This window comes from Streptomyces sp. TE5632 (genome assembly GCF_054061295.1).
Genome location: NZ_JBSSEA010000003.1, coordinates 5759263 through 5777433 on the forward strand (window position 1 = coordinate 5759263; position 18171 = coordinate 5777433).

The window sequence follows — 18171 nt, forward strand, 5'->3', positions numbered from 1 at the left end:
CACGCGCTGCCGCCCCCACCTCGCCCGGGCCCCTGCCCCGGCGTCATCACGCCTGCCCAAACACCCGGTTGTCCCAGCGCCCTGAAGCACCGTCAACTTCGCCGCACCGTGGGCTGTTCCGCCGTGCCCACGCGTTTCCCACAGCACGGCTCCAGAGGACTTGAGGAAAGGCCATCTCCCATGCCAGTGGAGTTCCTTGGCATTGCCGCCACCAACGACGGCTCCGAGACCACCCCGCGCTCCGGTGGCGCCTTCGACAAGGAGTACACGCTCCGGCTCGCCCGGGCGCACGAGGACCACGGCTGGGACCGTGTGCTGTTCGCCTACGGTTCCGGATCGCCGGACCCCGCGCCGGCCGCCGCCTACATCGCGAGCAGGCTCGACCGGCTCCAGATCCTGCTCGCCCACCGGCCCAACGTCTCGTACCCCACCTTCGCCGCCAAGACATTCGCCACCCTCGACCAGATCAGCGAGGGCCGGCTGGCCGTCCACTTCATCACCGGCGGCAACGACCACGAGCAGGGCCGTGAGGGCGACACCCTCACGAAGGACGAACGCTACGCACGGACCCGCGAGTACATCCGGATCGTCAAGAAGATCTGGACCACCCACCAGCCCTTCGACCACGAGGGCGAGCACTACCGCTTCCACGATTTCGTCAGCGACGTCTTCCCGGCCCAACAGCCCCGCCCCGACGTGTCGTTCGGTGGCTCGTCGCCCGCCGCGCACGCCGCAGGGGGCGCCGAGGCCGACATCTACTGCTTGTGGGGCGAGCCGCTGGCCAGGACCGCAGAGCAGATAGAGGCGGTGAAGGCCGCCGCGAAGGCCGCCGGCCGCACCGACGTGCCCCGCATCCAGGTGGCGTTCCGCCCGATCATCGCCCCGACGGAGGAACTGGCCTGGGAGAAGGCCCACCGCACGGTCGGCGCCATCCGGGAACGACGCGAGGCCGGCCTCGTACGGCAACGCCGATGAGCCGGTCGTACCCCGCTACCCCGACTCCTGATGCCGAGCGGAAGGCCCGCCGACTCTCTCCGGCCCTGCCGCTCAGTCCCGCCAGGCGGGTGGGTGATCAGACACTCCGACCGCGGCCGCAAGTCAGGGCGTCGGTGCGGCCTGTCTCGTCCCCGACTGCGTTTCCAACCACTCGGCTGGTACGGGGCCCAGTAGCTGGGGCGATGCGAGTCGTAGAGCGCGACATGTCCGAGATCTCGACGACCAGACCATGCTTCCCCTGGTGAGCCGAGGCCGGGTTGGACTCGGGACGCACGCCACCGGCACCCTGCACACCCTTCTCCCGAGCCGCACGCCCGCTCGGTAGCAGGGCTCTTTGAGGACGGCGCCAGTGGGCAGTGGCGAAACTGGGCGAACGTTCGAACGATCGGAGGCTGAAGTGGCGGGGTCGGCGGAGCTGTACGGGCTGGCCGTCGGCCTGATGATCGCGGTGGTGACCGCGCCCGTAGGGGTCTCGGGTGCGGTGTTCCTGCTGCCGGTGCAGCTGAGCGTGTTCGGCGTGCCCAGTCCGGCGGTCACCCCCACCAACCTGTTGTTCAACGTGGTGGCCGGGCCTGGCGCCCTGCTGCGCTACCGCCGTGCGGGCCTGCTGGACAGCCCACTGACCCGGCGTTTGGTGATCGGCACCCTGCCCGGCGTGGTCATCGGTGCAGTGGTGCGGGTCTTCGCCGTTCCCGGAGCCACCGTCTTCCGTCTCCTGGTCGCCGGATTGCTGATGCCGTTGGGTCTGTGGCTGATCGCCCGCACCCTCAGGCCTGCCCGGCCCGCCCCGGCGGCGGAGCCCTCACCCCGCACCATCACCGGCCTGGCTTTGGCTGTCGGCGTCGTCGGAGGGATCTACGGCATCGGCGGTGGCTCCATTCTCGGCCCGGTCCTGGTAGGCCGCGGCATGCCCGTGAGCCAGGTCGCCCCGGCGGCCCTCGCCTCCACCTTCGCCACTTCCGTGGCCGGTGCCGCGGCCTTCGCGCTGCTGTCCCTGACCGGCTCCGGTGACGTTGCCCCCGACTGGTCCCTCGGGCTGGCCTGCGGCTTGGGCGGGCTGATCGGCGGTTACCTTGGGGCGCACCTGCAATTCCGTCTGCCCGAGACCGCCCTGCGCCTGCTGCTCGGCACCCTGGCCACGGCCTTCGGGGCCCTCTACACCGTTCAGTCACTGCGATGATGCAACGGGTTTCCGGTTCCGGAACCCAGAAGGAAACCGAAGTGAGTGGCTCTGCGGCGTCATCTCTGAAGAGGCGCGGCCGTGTCCGGATCATCGGACTCTATCGATGAGACGGTTCGCGAGGTCGTCGGCCCACTCCACGCCCAGCTCCGCCAGCGCGGCCCGCTGCTCTTGGGTGAGCTTGTCGCGGCGGGTCTTGGTGTTGGAGACCCGTACCCCCAACTTCACGATCACCGGTTCTGCCTCGCCGTCAATGACGACGGCTTCGCTATGGCCGCGTGGCACCGGCCGGCGACCTTCCCGCGCCACCCACTGCGCGAGGGCCGCCAGGCCGCGCTGGAACGCCTGCTGCGCCTTGCTCGGGCGGCCCCTTCATCGCACGCGTGGCTGCCGGGGCCTCAAGTGGCTTGATGCCCAGCCTGGTCAGCCGCTCCTGCTGCTCGCTCGACAGCAGCTTCCAGGTGCTCGGCTGTTTCTGCCGCTTCAGCCATTTGCCCAGGTCGTCGCCGTCGAACTGCATGCCGGGGGCGATGTCGGGCAGGCTGCCGTGGGGTTCGTCGACGGCGAGGTCGGCGAACACGCGGTAGTGGTGTTGCCAGTCCAGCGGCCACGGGCAGTTCCAGTCCGGGTCGATCGCCGTCAGCTGCGCCGCGCGCTCCACGGCACGGCGAGGGAGATCGCCGTCGCGGTCGGGAGCACCATCACAGCTGTGCGACCGGTGCGCAGGGCTCCCACGAGACCGGCGACGGTCAGCAGCGGCAGCGTGAACCACCAGAGTGCCGTCACTGGTTGGTTCCACGGAACGTCGCAGGGACGGCACAGGGACCGACCGGTGAGGGCTTTGACCTGATCGTCGAACGCGAGGTGCCGGCCGAGGACGCCTTGGATCTCGCTGCCTCGTTCCAGCCGGGCGATCAGCCCGCCGTGAGCATGGAACGCCTCGATGGCCCACTGCGCCGCTTCCACGACGAGCCCCAGCAGGAACATGGCCACGACGGCGGGGCGACGCCACTCACGGACCAGCAGGGCGGCGACGACGAGTGGGAGCGCCAGCCAGAAGGCGTCGACGGGCCGCATCAGGGGCGTGAAGGCGACACCCGCTCCCAGTCCCGCCGTGGCCCACCGTCCGCCGACGCCCTGGACGGTGCGGAGAAGGCACCCACCGTGAGCATGACCCCGAAAGCGACCCAGAGACTGGGCATGGCCTGCGGACCGTAGAACAGAGTGATCCAGAGCGTTGTGAAAAGAGTGTCGGCGAGCACAATCACGGGGGCCGGGAGCAGACGCCGCCACACGATCAGCACCCCGAACAGCGCCGCTGCGGACAGCACGGCCAGGTACACGTGCAGTGCCGTCACCGAACTCGTCAGCAGCGTCACGGGCGCCACCAGAGAGCTGATGCCACGAGCCCGGGAGCGCTGAAGTAGGCGGCCGGGGCGTGGTCACCGACCTGGCTGACGTACACCGTCTCGTCCCAGCCGAGGCATGTCCCGGGCACCACCAGGATCAGTCGGAGGAGGGTGAAGGCGGCGGTGATCCCCGCACACCAGCGAACGGTGTTCGCCGTGGTCTCGCCCGGCGGGGGAGGTATGCGGGATATCTGCTCCAGCAGGCGCTGATCGGCAGCCGGTCGCTGCATTCCCTCACGGTCCACCGGCCCCCGGGGAGCGACCACCGCACGGATGCCGAACAGCCCCACGTGATGCCCCTCGGGGGGCGACCGTCCGTGGCGTCGGCAGCGGCAGGCCGGGACAGCCGTCCTCGAGGCCGACCGCCCGGGCAGATCTCACCCATCCCGTCGAACCTCCTCGAGCAGACGACGCCGGCCGGACCGGCGGACGGCGGCGCCACCGTGCGAGACGGGTCAGGAGGTGCCCTGTCCGAGGCCGACGCAGATGATCTATGCTCCAGGCATGGTCATGCTCGTCAGTCGCCGTCACGTGGACCTGGTCCGTGTGGCCAGTGCCATCTGTCGCTTCTGCGTCTGACTGCCCTGCCGCGCGAGCAGCCGACCGTGTCCGCTGCGCGCCTCACTCCGCCACTTGTCACGCGAAGTGGCGCGACCCGCCGACGCAACGTCCCGCCACCCCGGGCCCCACCCATTCCCCGACTCATCGGATACACCCATGCCCGAACACATTCACTCGCACGACCTGCCGGTGATCGACCTGTCCGCCGCACACAGAGGCAAGGACGAACGCGCTCGTCTCCATGACGCACTGCATTCCGCTGCGCACCGGGTCGGTTTCTTCCACCTCGTCGGCCACGGTGTCGATCCCGCCGAGACAGACGCGCTGATGGCCGCGGTCCGGAAATTCTTCACCCTCCCCGAGGCCGACCGGCACGCCATCAGCAACCTCAACTCACCTCATTTCCGCGGTTACACCCGCATCGGAGACGAGCGCACCACGGGAAACCGCGACTGGCGCGACCAACTCGACATCGGTGCCGAGCGCCCCCCGCGCATACCGGGTCCCGGCGAGCCGTCGTTCTGGTGGCTCGAAGGTCCCAATCAGTGGCCCGCGGCCCTGCCGGAACTACGCACCGTCGCCCTGAACTGGATCGGCCGACTGTGCGAGGTGGCGGACCGGCTGCTCCGTGAACTACTGACCGCTGTCGGAGCCCCGTCCGATTTCTACGCGCCCGCCTTCGCCGAACGGCCGCATCTGCACCTCAAGTTGGTCCGCTATCCCGGCCGGGCCCCGGACGGGAACGATCAAGGGGTCGGCGCGCACAAGGACTACGGCTTCCTCACTCTGCTCCTCCAGGACGACGTGGGTGGCCTGCAGGTACAGCGACCGGACGGAACGTTCCACGAAGTGCCTCCGCTGCCCGGCGCGTTCGTGGTCAATCTCGGGGAGTTGCTGGAGGTGGCCACCAACGGCTACCTCAAGGCCACCAACCATCGCGTCGTGAGCCCCCCCGGCACCCGTGAGCGGTTCTCGGTGCCCTTCTTCTACAACCCGCGCCTGGACGCGCGCATCGACCCGGTGCCCTTCCCGAACGCCCACCTGGCACCAGGCGCGACGCGGGATCCGGCCAACCCGCTGTTCGCCGAGTACGGTCGCAACGAACTCAAAGGCTGGCTCCGCGCCCACCCCGAGGTCGCTCGCCGCCACCATCCCGGACTCGTCGGGGCGTGAGGCACCGGCCGGTCCTGCTCCAAGTCGTACGTGCCGGGCGGCCCGGTGGACGACAGCCGGCAGCTCGCCGGGGACGAGGTGTGCCCCGTCCCCGGCGAAGCATTCACTGGCCGGCGTTCCCGTCCCCGTTGAGGAGCGTGTGAGGCGCTGCTCCAGGCTTCGCTGAAGGTGCCGCGCATCTCGGCGCGGGTCACCACCTCGGCCGAGTCGTCGCGCAGGGCTTGGAGGATGCGCTCGTGCTCGGTGTGCAGCGCCTCCGGCTCGCCGAGCCGAGGAACTGGACGTCGTCAAGAGCGCACCACGGGCTCCGCTGAGTGACGGCGCTTGCACTACATGTGTTGCAGTCTCTACCTTGAGGTCAAGGCCATCTGAGCTGCGGAGATGACGGCAGCCTGAGTCGGTTGCACACAGGACCCTCACAGAAGCCCAGATGGCCGGGTTGATCGCCCGACCTGTGAGTTGGGTCTCGACACGATCATGTCGCAATGCCGTGCCCACCAGGCAGTCGATATGCACGCGCGCCAGTCTGCACAGACCGTGCCCGGACCGCACCACCTTCTCCCGTGCCTCGGCGAATGGTCCTCAGTGGGCGTTTGATCTCGACGAACCGGCGGTGTGGCGGCTGATGCGCTCGCTGGCGAAGCGGGCCGGACTCGACGGCATCAGCCATCCGCCGCACGGGGTCAAGGTCGACACCATCACCCACGCCCTGACCGGGGGCTGTCACGTTGTGGAGTGTGTGAGTGCCTGACGGTGTGTCGGGTGGTACGACGGCGACGCGGACGACGCGAGCGAACCCTTCCCGGCGCGACCAACTCCAAGATCATTTTAGGACGGTCGGTCAACGTGACAATGTCTTGCCGGTCCTTCGCGTCGGTCTACCCGTCGTCTTCCGCGGGGGTACGGCGGTCGCCGGGAGGAAGGAGCAGGACCTCCAGGGCGGCTGCGCAGGAATGGGCGTGGGTGACGAAGTGGTCGATGCGGTTGTCGGTGATGAGAGAGGGAGTGGCGCGCAGCGCCAGGGCGAAGCGGGCGTGGCCCTCACGATCCAGGACCGGAACCGCGACCGTGCGCACGCCGTGGGCCGATTCGCCGTCGTTGAGGGCGTGCCCGTCAGTGCGTACCTTCTCCAACTCGGCCTCGAGCAGGGGCCGTTCGCGGATAGTGTGGTCGGTGTAGGCGTGCAGGGGCGGCAAGGTGTCGATTCCTCCGTCACCCGGCCGGGGCCAGGCCAGCAGGACCTTGCCCAGCGCCGTGGAGTGCAGAGGGCGGCGCAGGCCGAGTCCGGTGCCCGGAAGCAGGGAGCCTCCGACCAGGATCAGCGCGTGGATGCCGTCACGGACGGCGAGGTCCGCGGTGGCGCCGGTGCGATCGGCCAGGGCCTCCAGTTCCGGATCGGCCAGGTGCAGACCGCGCTGGCGGTAGGAGAGCCGCCCGAGTTCGGTGACCACCGGGCCGAGCCGGTAGCGGGAGCTCCGCTCGTCCTGCTCCAGATAGCCGGCCGCCACCAGGGTCCGGGCGAGCCGGTGGGTGGTGGAGACGGACAGCTCCATGCGCCGGGCGAGATCGGAGGCGCTGAGGTCCGGGCCGTTGTCACGGAAACAGTGCAGGACGCCCAGAGCACGGTTCACGGCCTGGGCTCCGGCCGGTGCGGCCGCGGCGCTGCGAGGCATGGTCGTCCGTTTCTCCCGGCGTTCGCTCTGTGGCGCCATAGTAGGGAAACTTCTGGCCTCCTGACAGTCCGCTAGTTTCCTTGCATCCCACGATGTGGGAAGCCTGTTGTTTTCGCGGAGCTGTTCATGAAACTCTGCGGGCAGCAGTCGCACGAAGAAGAAGGGAGCACCGCCATGGCCGTCCGTCGGACCCTCGCCGCCGTGCCGTCTCCCGTCACGTGTGCTCTCACCAACCGCCGCCACATCGATCTGGCGCGCGTGGCCAGCGCTTTCTGTCGCTGATCTCTCCCTTCGCCCCGTTCTGTACGGGGTGACTTCACCCCGGCCCCGCACGGGCTGACGTCACCCCGACCCGCACGGGCCGCTTCCCCACGGCGTACGCCGCAATCTTGCCGCGCGCCGTGCATTCCACCCCTTTCCTTTCCACATTCCGGGAAGAGTCCATGACACGCGCCCCTGTGCTCGAAACCCTCTGGTTCACCCGGTGTCCCGTTCCCACCGCGACCGGCATCGCCGCCGACCGGGGATGGCTGACCGCCGAGTTCGCCCCCGACCGGATCGCGGTGCGTTCCCTCCAGGACGCACCCGCCGACGTGGCCCGCGACCACCACTACACCCACGCCTTGACCGGACTGTTCCGCGAGGGCGGCAACGTCCCTGCCCTGTGGGCGCGTTCGCGGGGCGAGGACACCCGCCTGGTCGGCCTCACCTGGATCGAGGAACGGCAGGCGGTACTCGTCGCCGCCGACTCCGACATCCACGACGCAACGCACCTGCATGGCCGTCGCCTCGCCGTTCCCGGGCATCCGATCGCCATCGACTTCTGGCGGGCCATGTCCCTGCGCGGCTTCGAGGGGGCCCTGTCCATCGCCGGCCTGACCCTGGACGACGCCGTGCTCGTCGACATCCCCGCCGGCGACCAGGCCGGACAGTGGGAGGCAGAACTGGCAGCCCTGGAACGCGGTGACGTGGACGCCGTCTACGTCAAGGGAGCGCTCGCCGTCGAGGCCGCCCGCCGCCACGGCGCACGGGTCGCCGTTGAACTCGACGACCACCCCGACCGCCGTACCCGGGTCAACAACGGCACCCCCCGCCCGGTCACCGTTCACCAGCGGTTGCTCGACGACCACCCCGAGATCGTCGTGCGGTTCCTGTCCGTACTGGTCAAAGCCGCCGACTGGGCAGACGACCGACCGGACGAGGTCGACCGCATCCTCGGCGCCGAGACCGGCGCGGGCGCCGAGGGAGTCGCCGGGGCCTACCGCCCGGGCACCCACCGCACTCTCCACCTCGACCTCTCCGACGAACGCCTGAACCTGCTCGCGCAGCAGGAAAGCGCCCTGCGCGCCCACGGCTTCCTCTCCGCACCCGTCGACGTACGCCAGTGGGCCGATCCCGAACCGCTGCGTCGAGCCACCGAACTCGCCCGCTCGCACCCGAACCGATGAAGGACCGTCCCATGAAACCGCTGAAGACCCTCGCCGCCCTCCCCGCCCTCGCCGGCCTGCTCGCCCTCACCGGATGCGCCGGATCCGAGGCCGCTTCGGCCTCCTCCGGGGACGGGGACGGGGACAAGCAGACAGTGGTGGTCCGCATCCCCGACCCGGGGAACGCGGGCGCCCTCGCCCTGGGAAAGAAGGACCGGAGCCTCGCCGCGGCCCTGAAGAAGGTCAATGCCGAGGTCGAGTGGACCGGCAGCAGGGGACCGTTCGCCCCGGCCGCCCAAGCCCTGAACGCCGGCCAACTGGACATCGCCACCGGCTCGATCACCTCGGGCGTCACCGCCCTGACCCAGAAACCCGGCTTCAAGATCTTCACCGCGACCGACCCCGATCTGGTGGGCGAGGGCATTCTGGTCAAGAAGGACTCCGGCATCACCAAGGTCCAGGACCTGGTCGGAAAGAAGGTGGCCGTCAACGAGGGCGGCACCGGCGAGTACCTGCTGCTCAAGGCCCTCGCCGAACACGACATCCCGGAGGAGAAGGTCGAGCGCGTCTACCTGCGCCCCGACCAGACCGCCTCCGTCTACAAGACCGGTCAGGTGGATGCCTGGGCCGTCTGGGCCGCCTACTCGGTCGCCGAGCTCGGCAGCGGGGACTCGCGCTTCCTGGCCGACGGTGCCGCCGTCGGCTCGGACAACTACAACTTCTACGCGGTCCGCACCGGCTTCGCCGAGAAGCACCCCGAGGTGCTCAAGGCGCTCTACCGGTACCTGCACGACGCCAGCCAGGAGGAGCGCCGGAGCCCGGAGAAGTACCTGAACGTCACCACCGACAAGGGGCCGACCGCCGTCACCGGCAAGGCCAAGGAGATCCAGGCCGACATTCTCCGGAAGGCCGGCACCGTCGAGCCGGTGGAGGCCGACGACATCAAGCGCTTCGAAGCCGTCGCCCAGTTCTACTTCGACCAGAAGGTCACCAAGACCAAGGTCGAGATCGAGCCGCACGTCCTCGACATCGAGGAACTCACGTGAGCACCGCGTCCACCCGCGAGCTCGTCGCGCCGCGGCCTGCCGTCAGCCGCCACCGGCCCAAACCCCTCTCCGTGACCTTGCGGGCCCTCGGCCCGGTCCTGGTGATCACCGGCTGGTGGATCGCCTCCGCCACCGGCGCCCTGTCCCCCGACGTTCTCGCCTCCCCGGGAGCCGTCCTGGGCGCGGCCGGTGAACTGTGGGGCAGCGACGAACTGCCCGACGCCCTGGCCACCTCGCTGACCCGCTCCGGCATCGGCCTGCTGCTGGGCCTGACCGCCGGCCTCACCCTGGGGGTCATCACCGGGTTCAGCCGACTGGGTGACGAACTGCTCGACTCCTCCCTCCAGGCCCTGCGCGCGGTTCCCTTCCTGGCCCTTGTGCCGCTGCTCATGGTGTGGTTCGGCATCAACGAGACCTCCAAGATTCTTCTGGTCGCGGTGGCCACCACCTTCCCGATGTATGTCAGCGTCTCCGGCGGGGTGCGCAACACCGACCGCAAACTCGTCGAGGCCATGCGCAGCTTCGGCATGGGCCGCCTCGCCCTCGTGCGGGAAGTCGTCCTGCCCGGCGCGCTGCCCTCGGTGCTGTCCGGGCTGCGGCTGTCGATGACCCTCAGCATCATCGCGCTCATCGCCGCCGAGCAGATCAACGCCACCGCCGGCATCGGCTATCTCATGGCGCAGGCCCAGGCATACGCCCGCACCGACGTCCTGGCGCTGTGCATCGTCATCTACGCCCTGCTCGGCCTGACCGCCGACGGCATCGTCCGACTGCTGGAACGGCTGCTCATGCCGTGGCGTGTCCAGGGAGCCGTCCGATGACCGACACCGCCGTCCACGTAACCGGCCTGCGCCGGGTCTTCGGCACCCGAGCCGTCCTCGACGGCCTCGACCTGGCCATTACCCGCGGCGAGTTCGTCTCCCTGCTCGGTGCCAGCGGCAGCGGCAAGACCACCCTGCTGCGCATCCTCGGCGCGCTGGACCGCTTCGACGACGGCGAGGTACTGGTACCGCAGGTCCGCACCATCGTCTTCCAGGAGCCCCGGCTCGTGCCGTCCAAGAAGGTGCTGGCGAACATCACCGTGGCCATGCCCCGCGGCGCCGACACCCGGGAAACGGGCCTGCGGGCCCTGCGCGAAGTGGGCCTGGAACGCCACGCCGACGCCTGGCCGGGCACCCTGTCCGGTGGTGAGGCACAGCGGGTCGCGCTGGCCCGGGCACTGGTCCGCGAACCCGAACTCCTGCTGCTCGACGAGCCTTTCGCCGCGCTCGACGCGTTGACCCGGCTGCGGATGCAGGACCTGGTAGGGGAGCTGTGCCGCACGTACAGCCCCGCCGTCCTCCTGGTCACCCACGATGTGGATGAGGCCATCCGGCTCGCCGACCGCGTCGCCGTCCTGCGCGGCGGGCGCCTGGTCACCAACGAAACCGTCACCGTCGACCGCCCCCGGGATCCCGCGGACCCCGCCTTCGGCGTCCTGCGCCGCCGCCTCCTCGCCGACCTCGGCGTCCACACCCACACCCACACCCAGCCCCATACCGGCAAAAGCACCCGTGTGCCCGAAACCGAAACCTCCGGAGTGATCTGAATGTCCGTCACCATAGGCGTCCACAACAACAACCCGACCCTGTACTACCTCTCCCGTCTCGACTACGCGCAGGAGGAACTGGCCCCGCTCGGGGAGACCGTCGCCTGGCACCACTACACCAGTGGCGTACGGACCGGGGGCCTGCTCACCGACGGCACTTTCGACTTCGGCGGGACCGGCTCCACCCCGCCCGTCACTGCCCAGGCCGACGGCCACGACATCGTCTACACGGCCGTCTCCACGCCCCGCCCCGAGCACGGTGCCCTGCTGGTCACCGAGGACGGCCCGATCCGCACCGTCGCCGACCTCAAGGGCGGAACCGTCCACCTCGGCATCGGCTCCTGGCAGACCCATCTGCTCTCCAAGGCGCTGCACGGCGCCGGCCTGTCGTACTCCACCGACATCACGCCCGAGCACAGCGGCCCCGACAGCGAGCGGCTGCTGCGGGAGGGGAAGGTCACCGCCTGGATCGCCCAGGGTGCGGAACTGGCCGCCGCGCGCCGGACCGGCGGCGTGCGCACCCTGCTGCGCACCGGCGACGTCATCACCGACCGCTCGGTGTTCTTCGCCCGCCGCGACTTCGCCGAACAGCGGCCCGAGGTCGTCGCCGCACTCCTGACCGCGCTGCAGCGCGCCGACGACTGGGTGGCCGCCCACCCGCGCGAGGCCGCCGAGATCGCCGCCGCCGACCTGGGCGGCACCGCGGAGGACTGGGAGACCTCGCTGCGCGCCCTGCCCTGGCGCATCGAACCGGTCACCGACGCCTTCCTCGCCGAGCAGCAGGAGGCCGCCGACATCCTGTACGGCGTCGGCTTCATCCCCCGCGCCGTCACCACCGCCGACGCCGTCGTGCGAGAGGCGGCCTGATCGTCATGGCGTCCGAAGTCCTCTGGTACATCATTCCCCGCGAAGGGGCGTATCCCTGGGAACCCGAGGGTCGTCGACCCGTCGACCTCGGCTACCTCCAGCAGCTCGCCGGAGCCGTCGACCGGCTCGGTTTCAGCGGCGCCCTCCTGGCCACCGACCTGTACGACGTGTGGCCGCTGGGCAGCGCCCTGTCCGCGGGCACCAGCCCCCGGTTCAAGCCGCTGCTCGCCGTCCACCCCGGCCTGATCTCACCGACCCTGCTGGCAAAGATGGCGCTGAGCTTCGACACCCTCTTCGGCGGCCGGCTGCGCTTCAACGTCGTCAACGGCTCCACCCAGCGCCTGAAGGAGTACGGGCTGCACGTCGAGCACGACGAACGGTACGAGCTCGGCGCCGAGTACTGGTCGATCGTCAAGCGCCTGACCGCCGGCGAGGTCTTCGACCACAAGGGCCGCTTCTACGACCTCAAGGACGCCGGTGCGAGTCTGCGTGAGCTGACCCCCGTCCAGGACCCGCACATTCCGCTGTGGTTCGGCGGTTCCTCGGCGGCCGGCATCGAGATGGCCGCGGAGCACGTCGACGTCTACCTCACCTGGGGTGAGCCGCCTCACCTGCTCCAGGAAAAACTGGACCGGGTCCGCGAACGCGCCGCCGCTCACGGACGCACCCTGCGGATCGGCCTGCGGCTGCATCTGATCGTCCGCGACACCGAGGAGCAGGCGTGGGCCGCCGCCGACCGGCTCCTGGACGTCACCAGCGACGCCACCTACGCCCGGCAGCTGGGGGAGAGGGCCGGTGAGGACGGCGTGGGCTGGCAGCGCCAGTTCCGCCACCACAGCGGCAAGGTACCGGCACGGGCCCGGGACCTGGAAGTCCATCCCAACCTGTGGCCGGGGATGAGCCTGTTCCGTCCCGGCCCGGGGACGGCGGTCGTCGGCTCCACCGCACAGGTCGTCGAGCGGCTGAAGGAGTACGAGTCCCTGGGGGTCGACACCTTCATCCTCTCCGGCAACCCGCTGCTCGAGGAGGCCTACCGGGTTGCCGAAACGGTCCTCCCCGCCCTCGGAGTGCGACAGTAACCCGGCAGCCGGGGGGGGCCACCACGAGGGCCGATGCGAAGAGAGCGGTTTCTGCGCAGTACCGAGCCCTCCGCCGCAGCGGCTGTCCGACCTGAGCAGACCTGCCCTGACAACAGGTCACCGAACTCCAGGAGGTCGCACCACCGCTGGTGAAGTCGGCCCGGGGCGCGGTGCCGGTCTTTCGACCGGTCCGTTTCCCCGGAACCGCTTCCCGAACCGGGCATGCGACTTGGCGCCGCACCCGGCTCTCCACAAGCCCCGAGGGACCCGCGGTGGTTGTCCTCATCCCGTGGCGTCCCAGGGAGTGGGAATCGCCAGTCCCCGGTAGCGGTAGCGCGTGGTGCCTACCGTGATCGGGTTGAACAACTCCCTGTTCTCGCCGGCCCACCACGATCTACGGCCGCAATAGTGGCGGTAGATCTTCCTCCGGCCCGTCTTGGGGTGCTTGCGCTGCACCCATCTCCAGACCGTGTGCCACGGGTAGTGGCGCAGGTAGGAGGGGGTCGCGAAGGACACCCCGGGCCGGAAGCAGGCGCACCAGCCCCGCACTGCCGGGTTGAGCCGGACCAGCAGGGCGTCGAGCGGCTGGTTCGTCCCGCGACCTGTCGGCACAGCGTTTTGACCTTGGCCATGATGGCCCGGAGGGCCTTCTTGGCCGGGTAGGTGTAGACGTAGTGCCGGTTGGTGCCCGGTTTCCGGTGGCGCCGGATGCGCCAGCCGAGGAAGTCCAGGCCCTGCTCGATGTGGGTGATCAGATTCTTCTCCTGCGACAGGCGCAGGCCCATCGTGGAGAGGACTTCCGCGATCTCGTCGCGCAGCGCCTCGGCCTCGGCCTGGGTGCCGTGCACCATCAGGCACCACCGGCGGATCGTCTCGCAGGACACGATGACGCCGCGCTCGAGCATCAGCTCCTCGACCTCGCGGAACGACAGCGGGAAGCGGAAGTACCGCCACACGCAGTGGAGACGATCTCCACCGGGTACCGGTGCCCCCTGTACGGCGGCGGCACGGACGACACGAACGAACCTTTCCCGGCATGACCAACCAGAAGATCGTCCCACCCGGCCAGCCAACATGACCGTGCCGCCCGAACGGCCGAGGGCCGTTGCCGCACCAAGCGGCGTGCGGTTGCGGCCCGCCGTTCTGCGGCGAGCGTTTGCCGGACCTGCCGGCCGGCGCCAGGCTGGGAGCATGGTGCGCGCGTCGGCTTCGAACATGCTGACCGGGTGGGCTGTCGAGAGTCCTGGTCCGATCGCGGACGGCCCACTGGTGTCCGTGCGGCGTACCGTGCCCTCGCCGGGGCCTGGTGAGCTGTTGCTGAGGGTCGAGGCGTGCGGCGTCTGCCGCACGGATCTGCACCTTGCCGAAGGCGACCTGCGCCCGCACCGGGCATCGACCGTTCCCGGTCATGAGGTCGTCGGCCGCGTGGCCGCCGTCGGCGAGTCCGTCACGGGGTTCCGGGTCGGCGACCGAGCCGGTGGGGCGTGGCTGCGCAGCACCTGCGGCCGATGCCGCTACTGCCGGGCCGGTCGCGAGAACCTCTGCCCGGCCTCCCTCTACACAGGCTGGGACGCGGACGGCGGTTTCGCCGATGTCACCCTCGTTCCGGCGGACTACGCCTACGCGCTCCCGGACGACCAGGACGCCGTGCTGCTGGCACCGCTGCTGTGTGCCGGGATCATCGGCTACCGGGCTCTGCGCCGCAGCGCCCTGCCACCCAACGGCCGGCTCGGGATCTACGGCTTCGGGGCCTCGGCCCATCTGGCGGCGCAGGTCGCCCTGGCCGAAGGAGCAACCGTGCACGTGCTGACCCGTTCGGCACGGGCCCGTGAACTCGCCCTCGACCTGGGCGCCTCCTCCGTGGGCGGCGCCTACGACCGCCCGCCCGAACCACTGGATTCGGCGATCCTGTTCGCACCGGTAGGGGATCTGGTGCCCGTGGCACTGGAGGCACTGGACCGTTCGGGAACGCTCGCCGTGGCGGGCATCCATCTCACCGACATCCCCGTGCTCAATTACCGCCGTCACCTCTTCGAAGAGCGGAATCTGCGCAGCGTCACCTCCAACACCCGGCAGGACGGCCGCGACTTCCTGGACACGGCCGCGCGGATCGGTGTGCGGGTCACCGTCAGCCCGTATCCGTTGAGCCGTGCCGACCAGGCTCTGAGGGACCTGGCCGCCGACCGGGTCAGCGGCGCCGCCGTGCTCGTGCCCGGATGACCCGCCGCGACGCACTCCTTGGACGTGCCCCGAGAGGTCGCGGTAGCACCCGCAGCGGCGGCCCGAGGGCGGCGGTTCCGGCGGTCTTGCCCGGCATTCGGATCCGGTGCGAGACTTCGGAACCGCCGTCGCGGGTAAAGGAGTTGGGCTTGTCACCCACGGGAAGATCGTTACGGCCCCTGACCATCCTCTTCGCCCCGGAGAGCGCGTACGGGCCGACGAACAACTGCGTAGGGATCGGGGGTGTCCTGCGCCGCCGGGGGCACCGTGTGGTGTTCGCCGCGGAGGCGTCCTGGAAGGGCCGCCTCGCGCCGCTCGGCTTCGAGGAGGACCTGGTCGAGCTGGCCCCGCCGCCCGAACAACCCCAGGACGCGGGCCAGTTCTGGAAAGACTTCATACGCAACACCGCGCCCGAGTTCCGGAAGCCGACCATCGAGCAGCTGGGCACCTGGATCAAGCCGGTGTGGGAGGAACTGATCTCCGGCGCCCGGTACTGCGAGCCGCAGATGAAGGAGATCATCGACCGGGTCCAGCCGGATGTGATCGTCGAGGACAACGTCGTGTGCTTCCCGGCGTTGACCACAGCGGGCGTTCCTTTCGTGCGGATCGTTTCCTGCAACCCGCTGGAGATGAAGGGCGAGCACGTTCCACCGCCGTTCTCCGGGTATCCGGCCGGGGACCGGAGCGAGTGGGACGAATTCCGCGCCGAGTACGACCACACGCACCGGAGCCTGTGGAGCGACTTCAGCGCCTGGGTGACCGAGCAGGGCGCGCGTCCGCTGCCCGACCTGGAGTTCATTCACGAGGGCGATCTGAACCTGTACGTCTATCCCGAGTCGGCCGACTACACGGACGCCCGTCCGCTGGGCCCCACCTGGCACCGGCTGGACTCCTCGGTCCGCGAGACGCAGGAGAGGTTCGCGCTGCCGCCCGGCCTGGCCGACGGCGGCGCGCTGGTCTATTTCAGCCTTGGCTCGCTCGGCTCAGCCGACGTGGACCTCATGCGCAAGGTCATCGCCTCGCTCGCCCGCACCCCGCACCGCTACATCGTCTCCAAAGGCCCACTGCACGAGGAAATCGAGCTGCCGCCGAACATGTGGGGCAAGGAGTTCCTGCCGCAGACCCGGATCCTTCCGCTGGTCGACCTCGTCATCACGCACGGCGGCAACAACACGACCACCGAGGCCCTCCACTTCGGCAAACCCATGATCCTGCTGCCGCTGTTCTGGGACCAGTACGACAACGCCCAGCGCATGGCCGAACTGGGTTACGGCGTCCGGCTCGACCCGTACCGCTTCACCGACGCCCAACTCCACGGTGCCATCGGCCGTCTGCTCGGCGATACGACTCTGCGGCGCACCCTCACCGAGGCCGGTGAGACGATCCGGGCGCGCGACGGACTGCATACGGCCGCGGATCTGATCGAGCGGGCCGCCACGGGCTGATCCCACCGCCCCTCGGACGAACCGGCCCCCTGCCCCCGACCACCTGCGCACCGCGTACCGCCGGGCTTCATCGCCCAGGTCGACCCTCTCGAAGCACAGCGCACCCGCCCCACCCCCGCCCCGCGGCAGACTGCCGACGTACGCGCAGCACAGTTCTTGCCGGCTGTCCCTCATCTGCCCACCGCCGACCCCAGCGGCACACCCGCGGTGCCCTCCCGCACAGCCGCAGACAACCCTCTGCCCAGCCCGTCGACGTCCTCGGGCCCGGGCAGCTCGACTCCGACCCCTACACGACTGCAGCCTGACGAGTGCACCCCATGCGCGGATCTGCCAGGCGGCCGGATCGTCCATCGTCCCGGAGGGCGTCGGCCGGTGATCGGCGCCGGGAAGTGCCCGAGTGCGGTAGGTCTGCCGACCCGTACCCGAGTCGGGAGCTTTTCCGGCATTCTGTACGACGCGGTCGCTCGACGGACGGCCAGTGCGGCCATGCAGGCCAGTCGTGGCCGTGTGGGGCTCGCAAAGTCATCGCTGCAGGCGAGGGCGGCACTGCGGCGTCGGACGGCACCATCTCTGCGTGATCGTTTTGCTGGTGTACCAGGTGGCACGGAAGCTGCTCGCGGTCCCGGCGGTGCGGCTGCGTCGGGACGCGGCCGAAGACGCCGAGCTGCTCGTGCCGCGGCGGCAGGTGCAGGGCCCGGTCCGCTCCGAGCCCGCGGACCGGTTCTGGTGCGCGGCGCTGTCCGTGCCGCTACCCCGGCGGCTTTGGCGCACCCTCATCCCGGTCACCCCCGGCACGCTCCCGGCCCGGCACCGCCGGTTCCGCGCCGCCACGGGGGACGACAGCAGGCGGCGCTCGCGCACCGGACGGCCGCCGGCCGGGGAGGCGCTCGGGACCCTCGTCCCGCGTCGGGCGCGGGAGAACCCCCGGTGGGGGCACCGGAGGATCCAGGGCGAGCCGGCCCCCGGCGCGGCCACCTTGTCGCCGCCTGGACGGTCCGGGGAAATCCTTCACGCCGCGGGCATCGACCCGGCCCCGCGCCGCTCCGGCCACCTGGCGCGAGTTTCTCACCGCCCAGGCCGAAGGGGATCATCGCCTGCGACTTCCTGCCCAGCGACACCGTGCTGGGCAGCAGGTGGTACGCGCCGGTGTTCGGCGAGCACGGCGCCCGCCGGTTGCCTGTCACCGGCGTCATAGCCCACTCGGCCCAGGCCTGGGCCGTTCCACAGGCACGACATCTCGCCGCCGACCTCACCAAGCCCGACAGCAACCACCCCCTGATGCCAGGGAACGGCCCGACGCCACCGTGCACGACCTCAACGCCCGCCGAGTGCTGCGGACCCAGATCCTCGGCGGCGTGATCAGCGTGTACCGCTGCACCGCTTGACCGGCGACGATGACTTTTCGAGTGGCACACGCTCGGCCCCTCCTCGTCGTAGCGGGGCACAGGCTCGACGTAGTACGCGCCGAACGCTCTCGCGCGTGTCTCGTCTCCCCTACCGTGGATTC

Annotated in this window: 17 protein-coding genes and 3 pseudogenes; 13 read left to right on the plus strand and 7 right to left on the minus strand. The window is 70.1% G+C overall.

Features of this window, described 5'->3' with window-relative positions:
- Window positions 1–180 precede the first annotated feature (180 nt).
- Together ACVW19_RS31415 and ACVW19_RS31420 are read left to right on the plus strand one after the other, a co-directional pair.
- Window positions 181–972: pseudogene (locus ACVW19_RS31415) on the plus strand (LLM class flavin-dependent oxidoreductase); the annotation flags it as partial.
- A gap of 421 nt (window positions 973–1393) precedes the next feature.
- Window positions 1394–2176 carry a TSUP family transporter gene (locus ACVW19_RS31420; protein ID WP_457463718.1) on the plus strand — a complete coding sequence of 261 codons (783 nt, stop codon included), beginning with the start codon at window positions 1394–1396 and terminating at the stop codon, window positions 2174–2176.
- Window positions 2177–2266: 90 nt separating this feature from the next.
- On the opposite strand, the pseudogene ACVW19_RS31425 reads toward ACVW19_RS31420, so the two are convergent.
- From ACVW19_RS31425 to ACVW19_RS31440, 4 genes and pseudogenes are all read right to left on the minus strand, one after another.
- A pseudogene (locus tag ACVW19_RS31425) lies at window positions 2267–2858 on the minus strand (helicase associated domain-containing protein); the annotation flags it as partial.
- Complete coding sequence (locus ACVW19_RS31430; protein WP_457463720.1) at window positions 2816–3253, minus strand: hypothetical protein; 438 nt, start codon at window positions 3251–3253, stop codon at window positions 2816–2818. The gene ACVW19_RS31430 and the pseudogene ACVW19_RS31425, both read right to left, overlap by 43 nt.
- On the minus strand, window positions 3253–3555 hold the full coding sequence (locus tag ACVW19_RS31435) for a hypothetical protein (RefSeq protein WP_457463722.1): 303 nt from the start codon (window positions 3553–3555) through the stop codon (window positions 3253–3255). The genes ACVW19_RS31430 and ACVW19_RS31435 overlap by 1 nt, the downstream gene beginning before the upstream one ends.
- Window positions 3552–3815 (minus strand): hypothetical protein, encoded by a 264-nt coding sequence (locus tag ACVW19_RS31440; protein ID WP_457463723.1) that lies wholly within the window; start codon window positions 3813–3815, stop codon window positions 3552–3554. Before ACVW19_RS31440 ends, ACVW19_RS31435 begins: the two co-directional genes overlap by 4 nt.
- A 274-nt stretch (window positions 3816–4089) precedes the next feature.
- Between ACVW19_RS31440 and ACVW19_RS31445 the strand changes: the two genes are divergently transcribed.
- Together ACVW19_RS31445 and ACVW19_RS31450 are read left to right on the plus strand one after the other, a co-directional pair.
- Complete coding sequence (locus ACVW19_RS31445) at window positions 4090–4164, plus strand: putative leader peptide (RefSeq protein ID WP_457464867.1); 75 nt, start codon at window positions 4090–4092, stop codon at window positions 4162–4164.
- A 138-nt stretch (window positions 4165–4302) separates the two neighbouring features.
- On the plus strand, window positions 4303–5319 hold the full coding sequence (locus ACVW19_RS31450; RefSeq protein ID WP_457463724.1) for an isopenicillin N synthase family dioxygenase: 1017 nt from the start codon (window positions 4303–4305) through the stop codon (window positions 5317–5319).
- A gap of 878 nt (window positions 5320–6197) precedes the next feature.
- Here the strand turns inward: ACVW19_RS31450 and ACVW19_RS31455 are convergent.
- Window positions 6198–6992 (minus strand): IclR family transcriptional regulator, encoded by a 795-nt coding sequence (locus ACVW19_RS31455; RefSeq protein ID WP_457463726.1) that lies wholly within the window; start codon window positions 6990–6992, stop codon window positions 6198–6200.
- Between the two features lie 174 nt (window positions 6993–7166).
- Here ACVW19_RS31455 and ACVW19_RS31460 point away from each other — a divergent pair, with 174 nt between their 5' ends.
- From ACVW19_RS31460 to ACVW19_RS31490, 7 genes are all read left to right on the plus strand, one after another.
- Window positions 7167–7274: a putative leader peptide gene (locus tag ACVW19_RS31460; RefSeq protein ID WP_457463728.1), complete on the plus strand. Its 108-nt coding sequence runs from the start codon at window positions 7167–7169 to the stop codon at window positions 7272–7274.
- Between the two features lie 161 nt (window positions 7275–7435).
- On the plus strand, window positions 7436–8440 hold the full coding sequence (locus ACVW19_RS31465; RefSeq protein WP_457463730.1) for an ABC transporter substrate-binding protein: 1005 nt from the start codon (window positions 7436–7438) through the stop codon (window positions 8438–8440).
- Between the two features lie 11 nt (window positions 8441–8451).
- On the plus strand, window positions 8452–9465 hold the full coding sequence (locus tag ACVW19_RS31470; RefSeq protein WP_457463732.1) for an NrtA/SsuA/CpmA family ABC transporter substrate-binding protein: 1014 nt from the start codon (window positions 8452–8454) through the stop codon (window positions 9463–9465).
- Complete coding sequence (locus ACVW19_RS31475) at window positions 9462–10286, plus strand: ABC transporter permease (protein ID WP_457463734.1); 825 nt, start codon at window positions 9462–9464, stop codon at window positions 10284–10286. Before ACVW19_RS31470 ends, ACVW19_RS31475 begins: the two co-directional genes overlap by 4 nt.
- Entirely contained in the window at window positions 10283–11053 is a 771-nt protein-coding gene (locus tag ACVW19_RS31480; protein ID WP_457463736.1) for an ABC transporter ATP-binding protein, read from the plus strand. Before ACVW19_RS31475 ends, ACVW19_RS31480 begins: the two co-directional genes overlap by 4 nt.
- Complete coding sequence (locus ACVW19_RS31485; RefSeq protein WP_457463737.1) at window positions 11054–11920, plus strand: ABC transporter substrate-binding protein; 867 nt, start codon at window positions 11054–11056, stop codon at window positions 11918–11920.
- A gap of 5 nt (window positions 11921–11925) precedes the next feature.
- A complete protein-coding gene (locus ACVW19_RS31490; protein WP_457463739.1) occupies window positions 11926–12999 on the plus strand; it encodes an LLM class flavin-dependent oxidoreductase in 1074 nt (357 codons plus the stop codon).
- A 282-nt stretch (window positions 13000–13281) separates the two neighbouring features.
- On the opposite strand, the gene ACVW19_RS31495 is transcribed toward ACVW19_RS31490, so the two are convergent.
- Both ACVW19_RS31495 and ACVW19_RS31500 read right to left on the minus strand, forming a co-directional pair.
- On the minus strand, window positions 13282–13860 hold the full coding sequence (locus ACVW19_RS31495) for a group II intron maturase-specific domain-containing protein (RefSeq protein WP_457464869.1): 579 nt from the start codon (window positions 13858–13860) through the stop codon (window positions 13282–13284).
- Window positions 13857–14008, minus strand: a pseudogene (locus ACVW19_RS31500) (IS6 family transposase); the annotation flags it as partial. The pseudogene ACVW19_RS31500 and the gene ACVW19_RS31495, both read right to left, overlap by 4 nt.
- Window positions 14009–14217: 209 nt before the next feature.
- Between ACVW19_RS31500 and ACVW19_RS31505 the strand changes: the two are divergent.
- Window positions 14218–15219 carry a zinc-binding alcohol dehydrogenase family protein gene (locus ACVW19_RS31505; protein WP_457464871.1) on the plus strand — a complete coding sequence of 334 codons (1002 nt, stop codon included), beginning with the start codon at window positions 14218–14220 and terminating at the stop codon, window positions 15217–15219.
- A 149-nt stretch (window positions 15220–15368) separates the two neighbouring features.
- Window positions 15369–16664 (plus strand): glycosyltransferase, encoded by a 1296-nt coding sequence (locus ACVW19_RS31510; RefSeq protein ID WP_457463741.1) that lies wholly within the window; start codon window positions 15369–15371, stop codon window positions 16662–16664.
- Window positions 16665–18171 lie beyond the last annotated feature (1507 nt).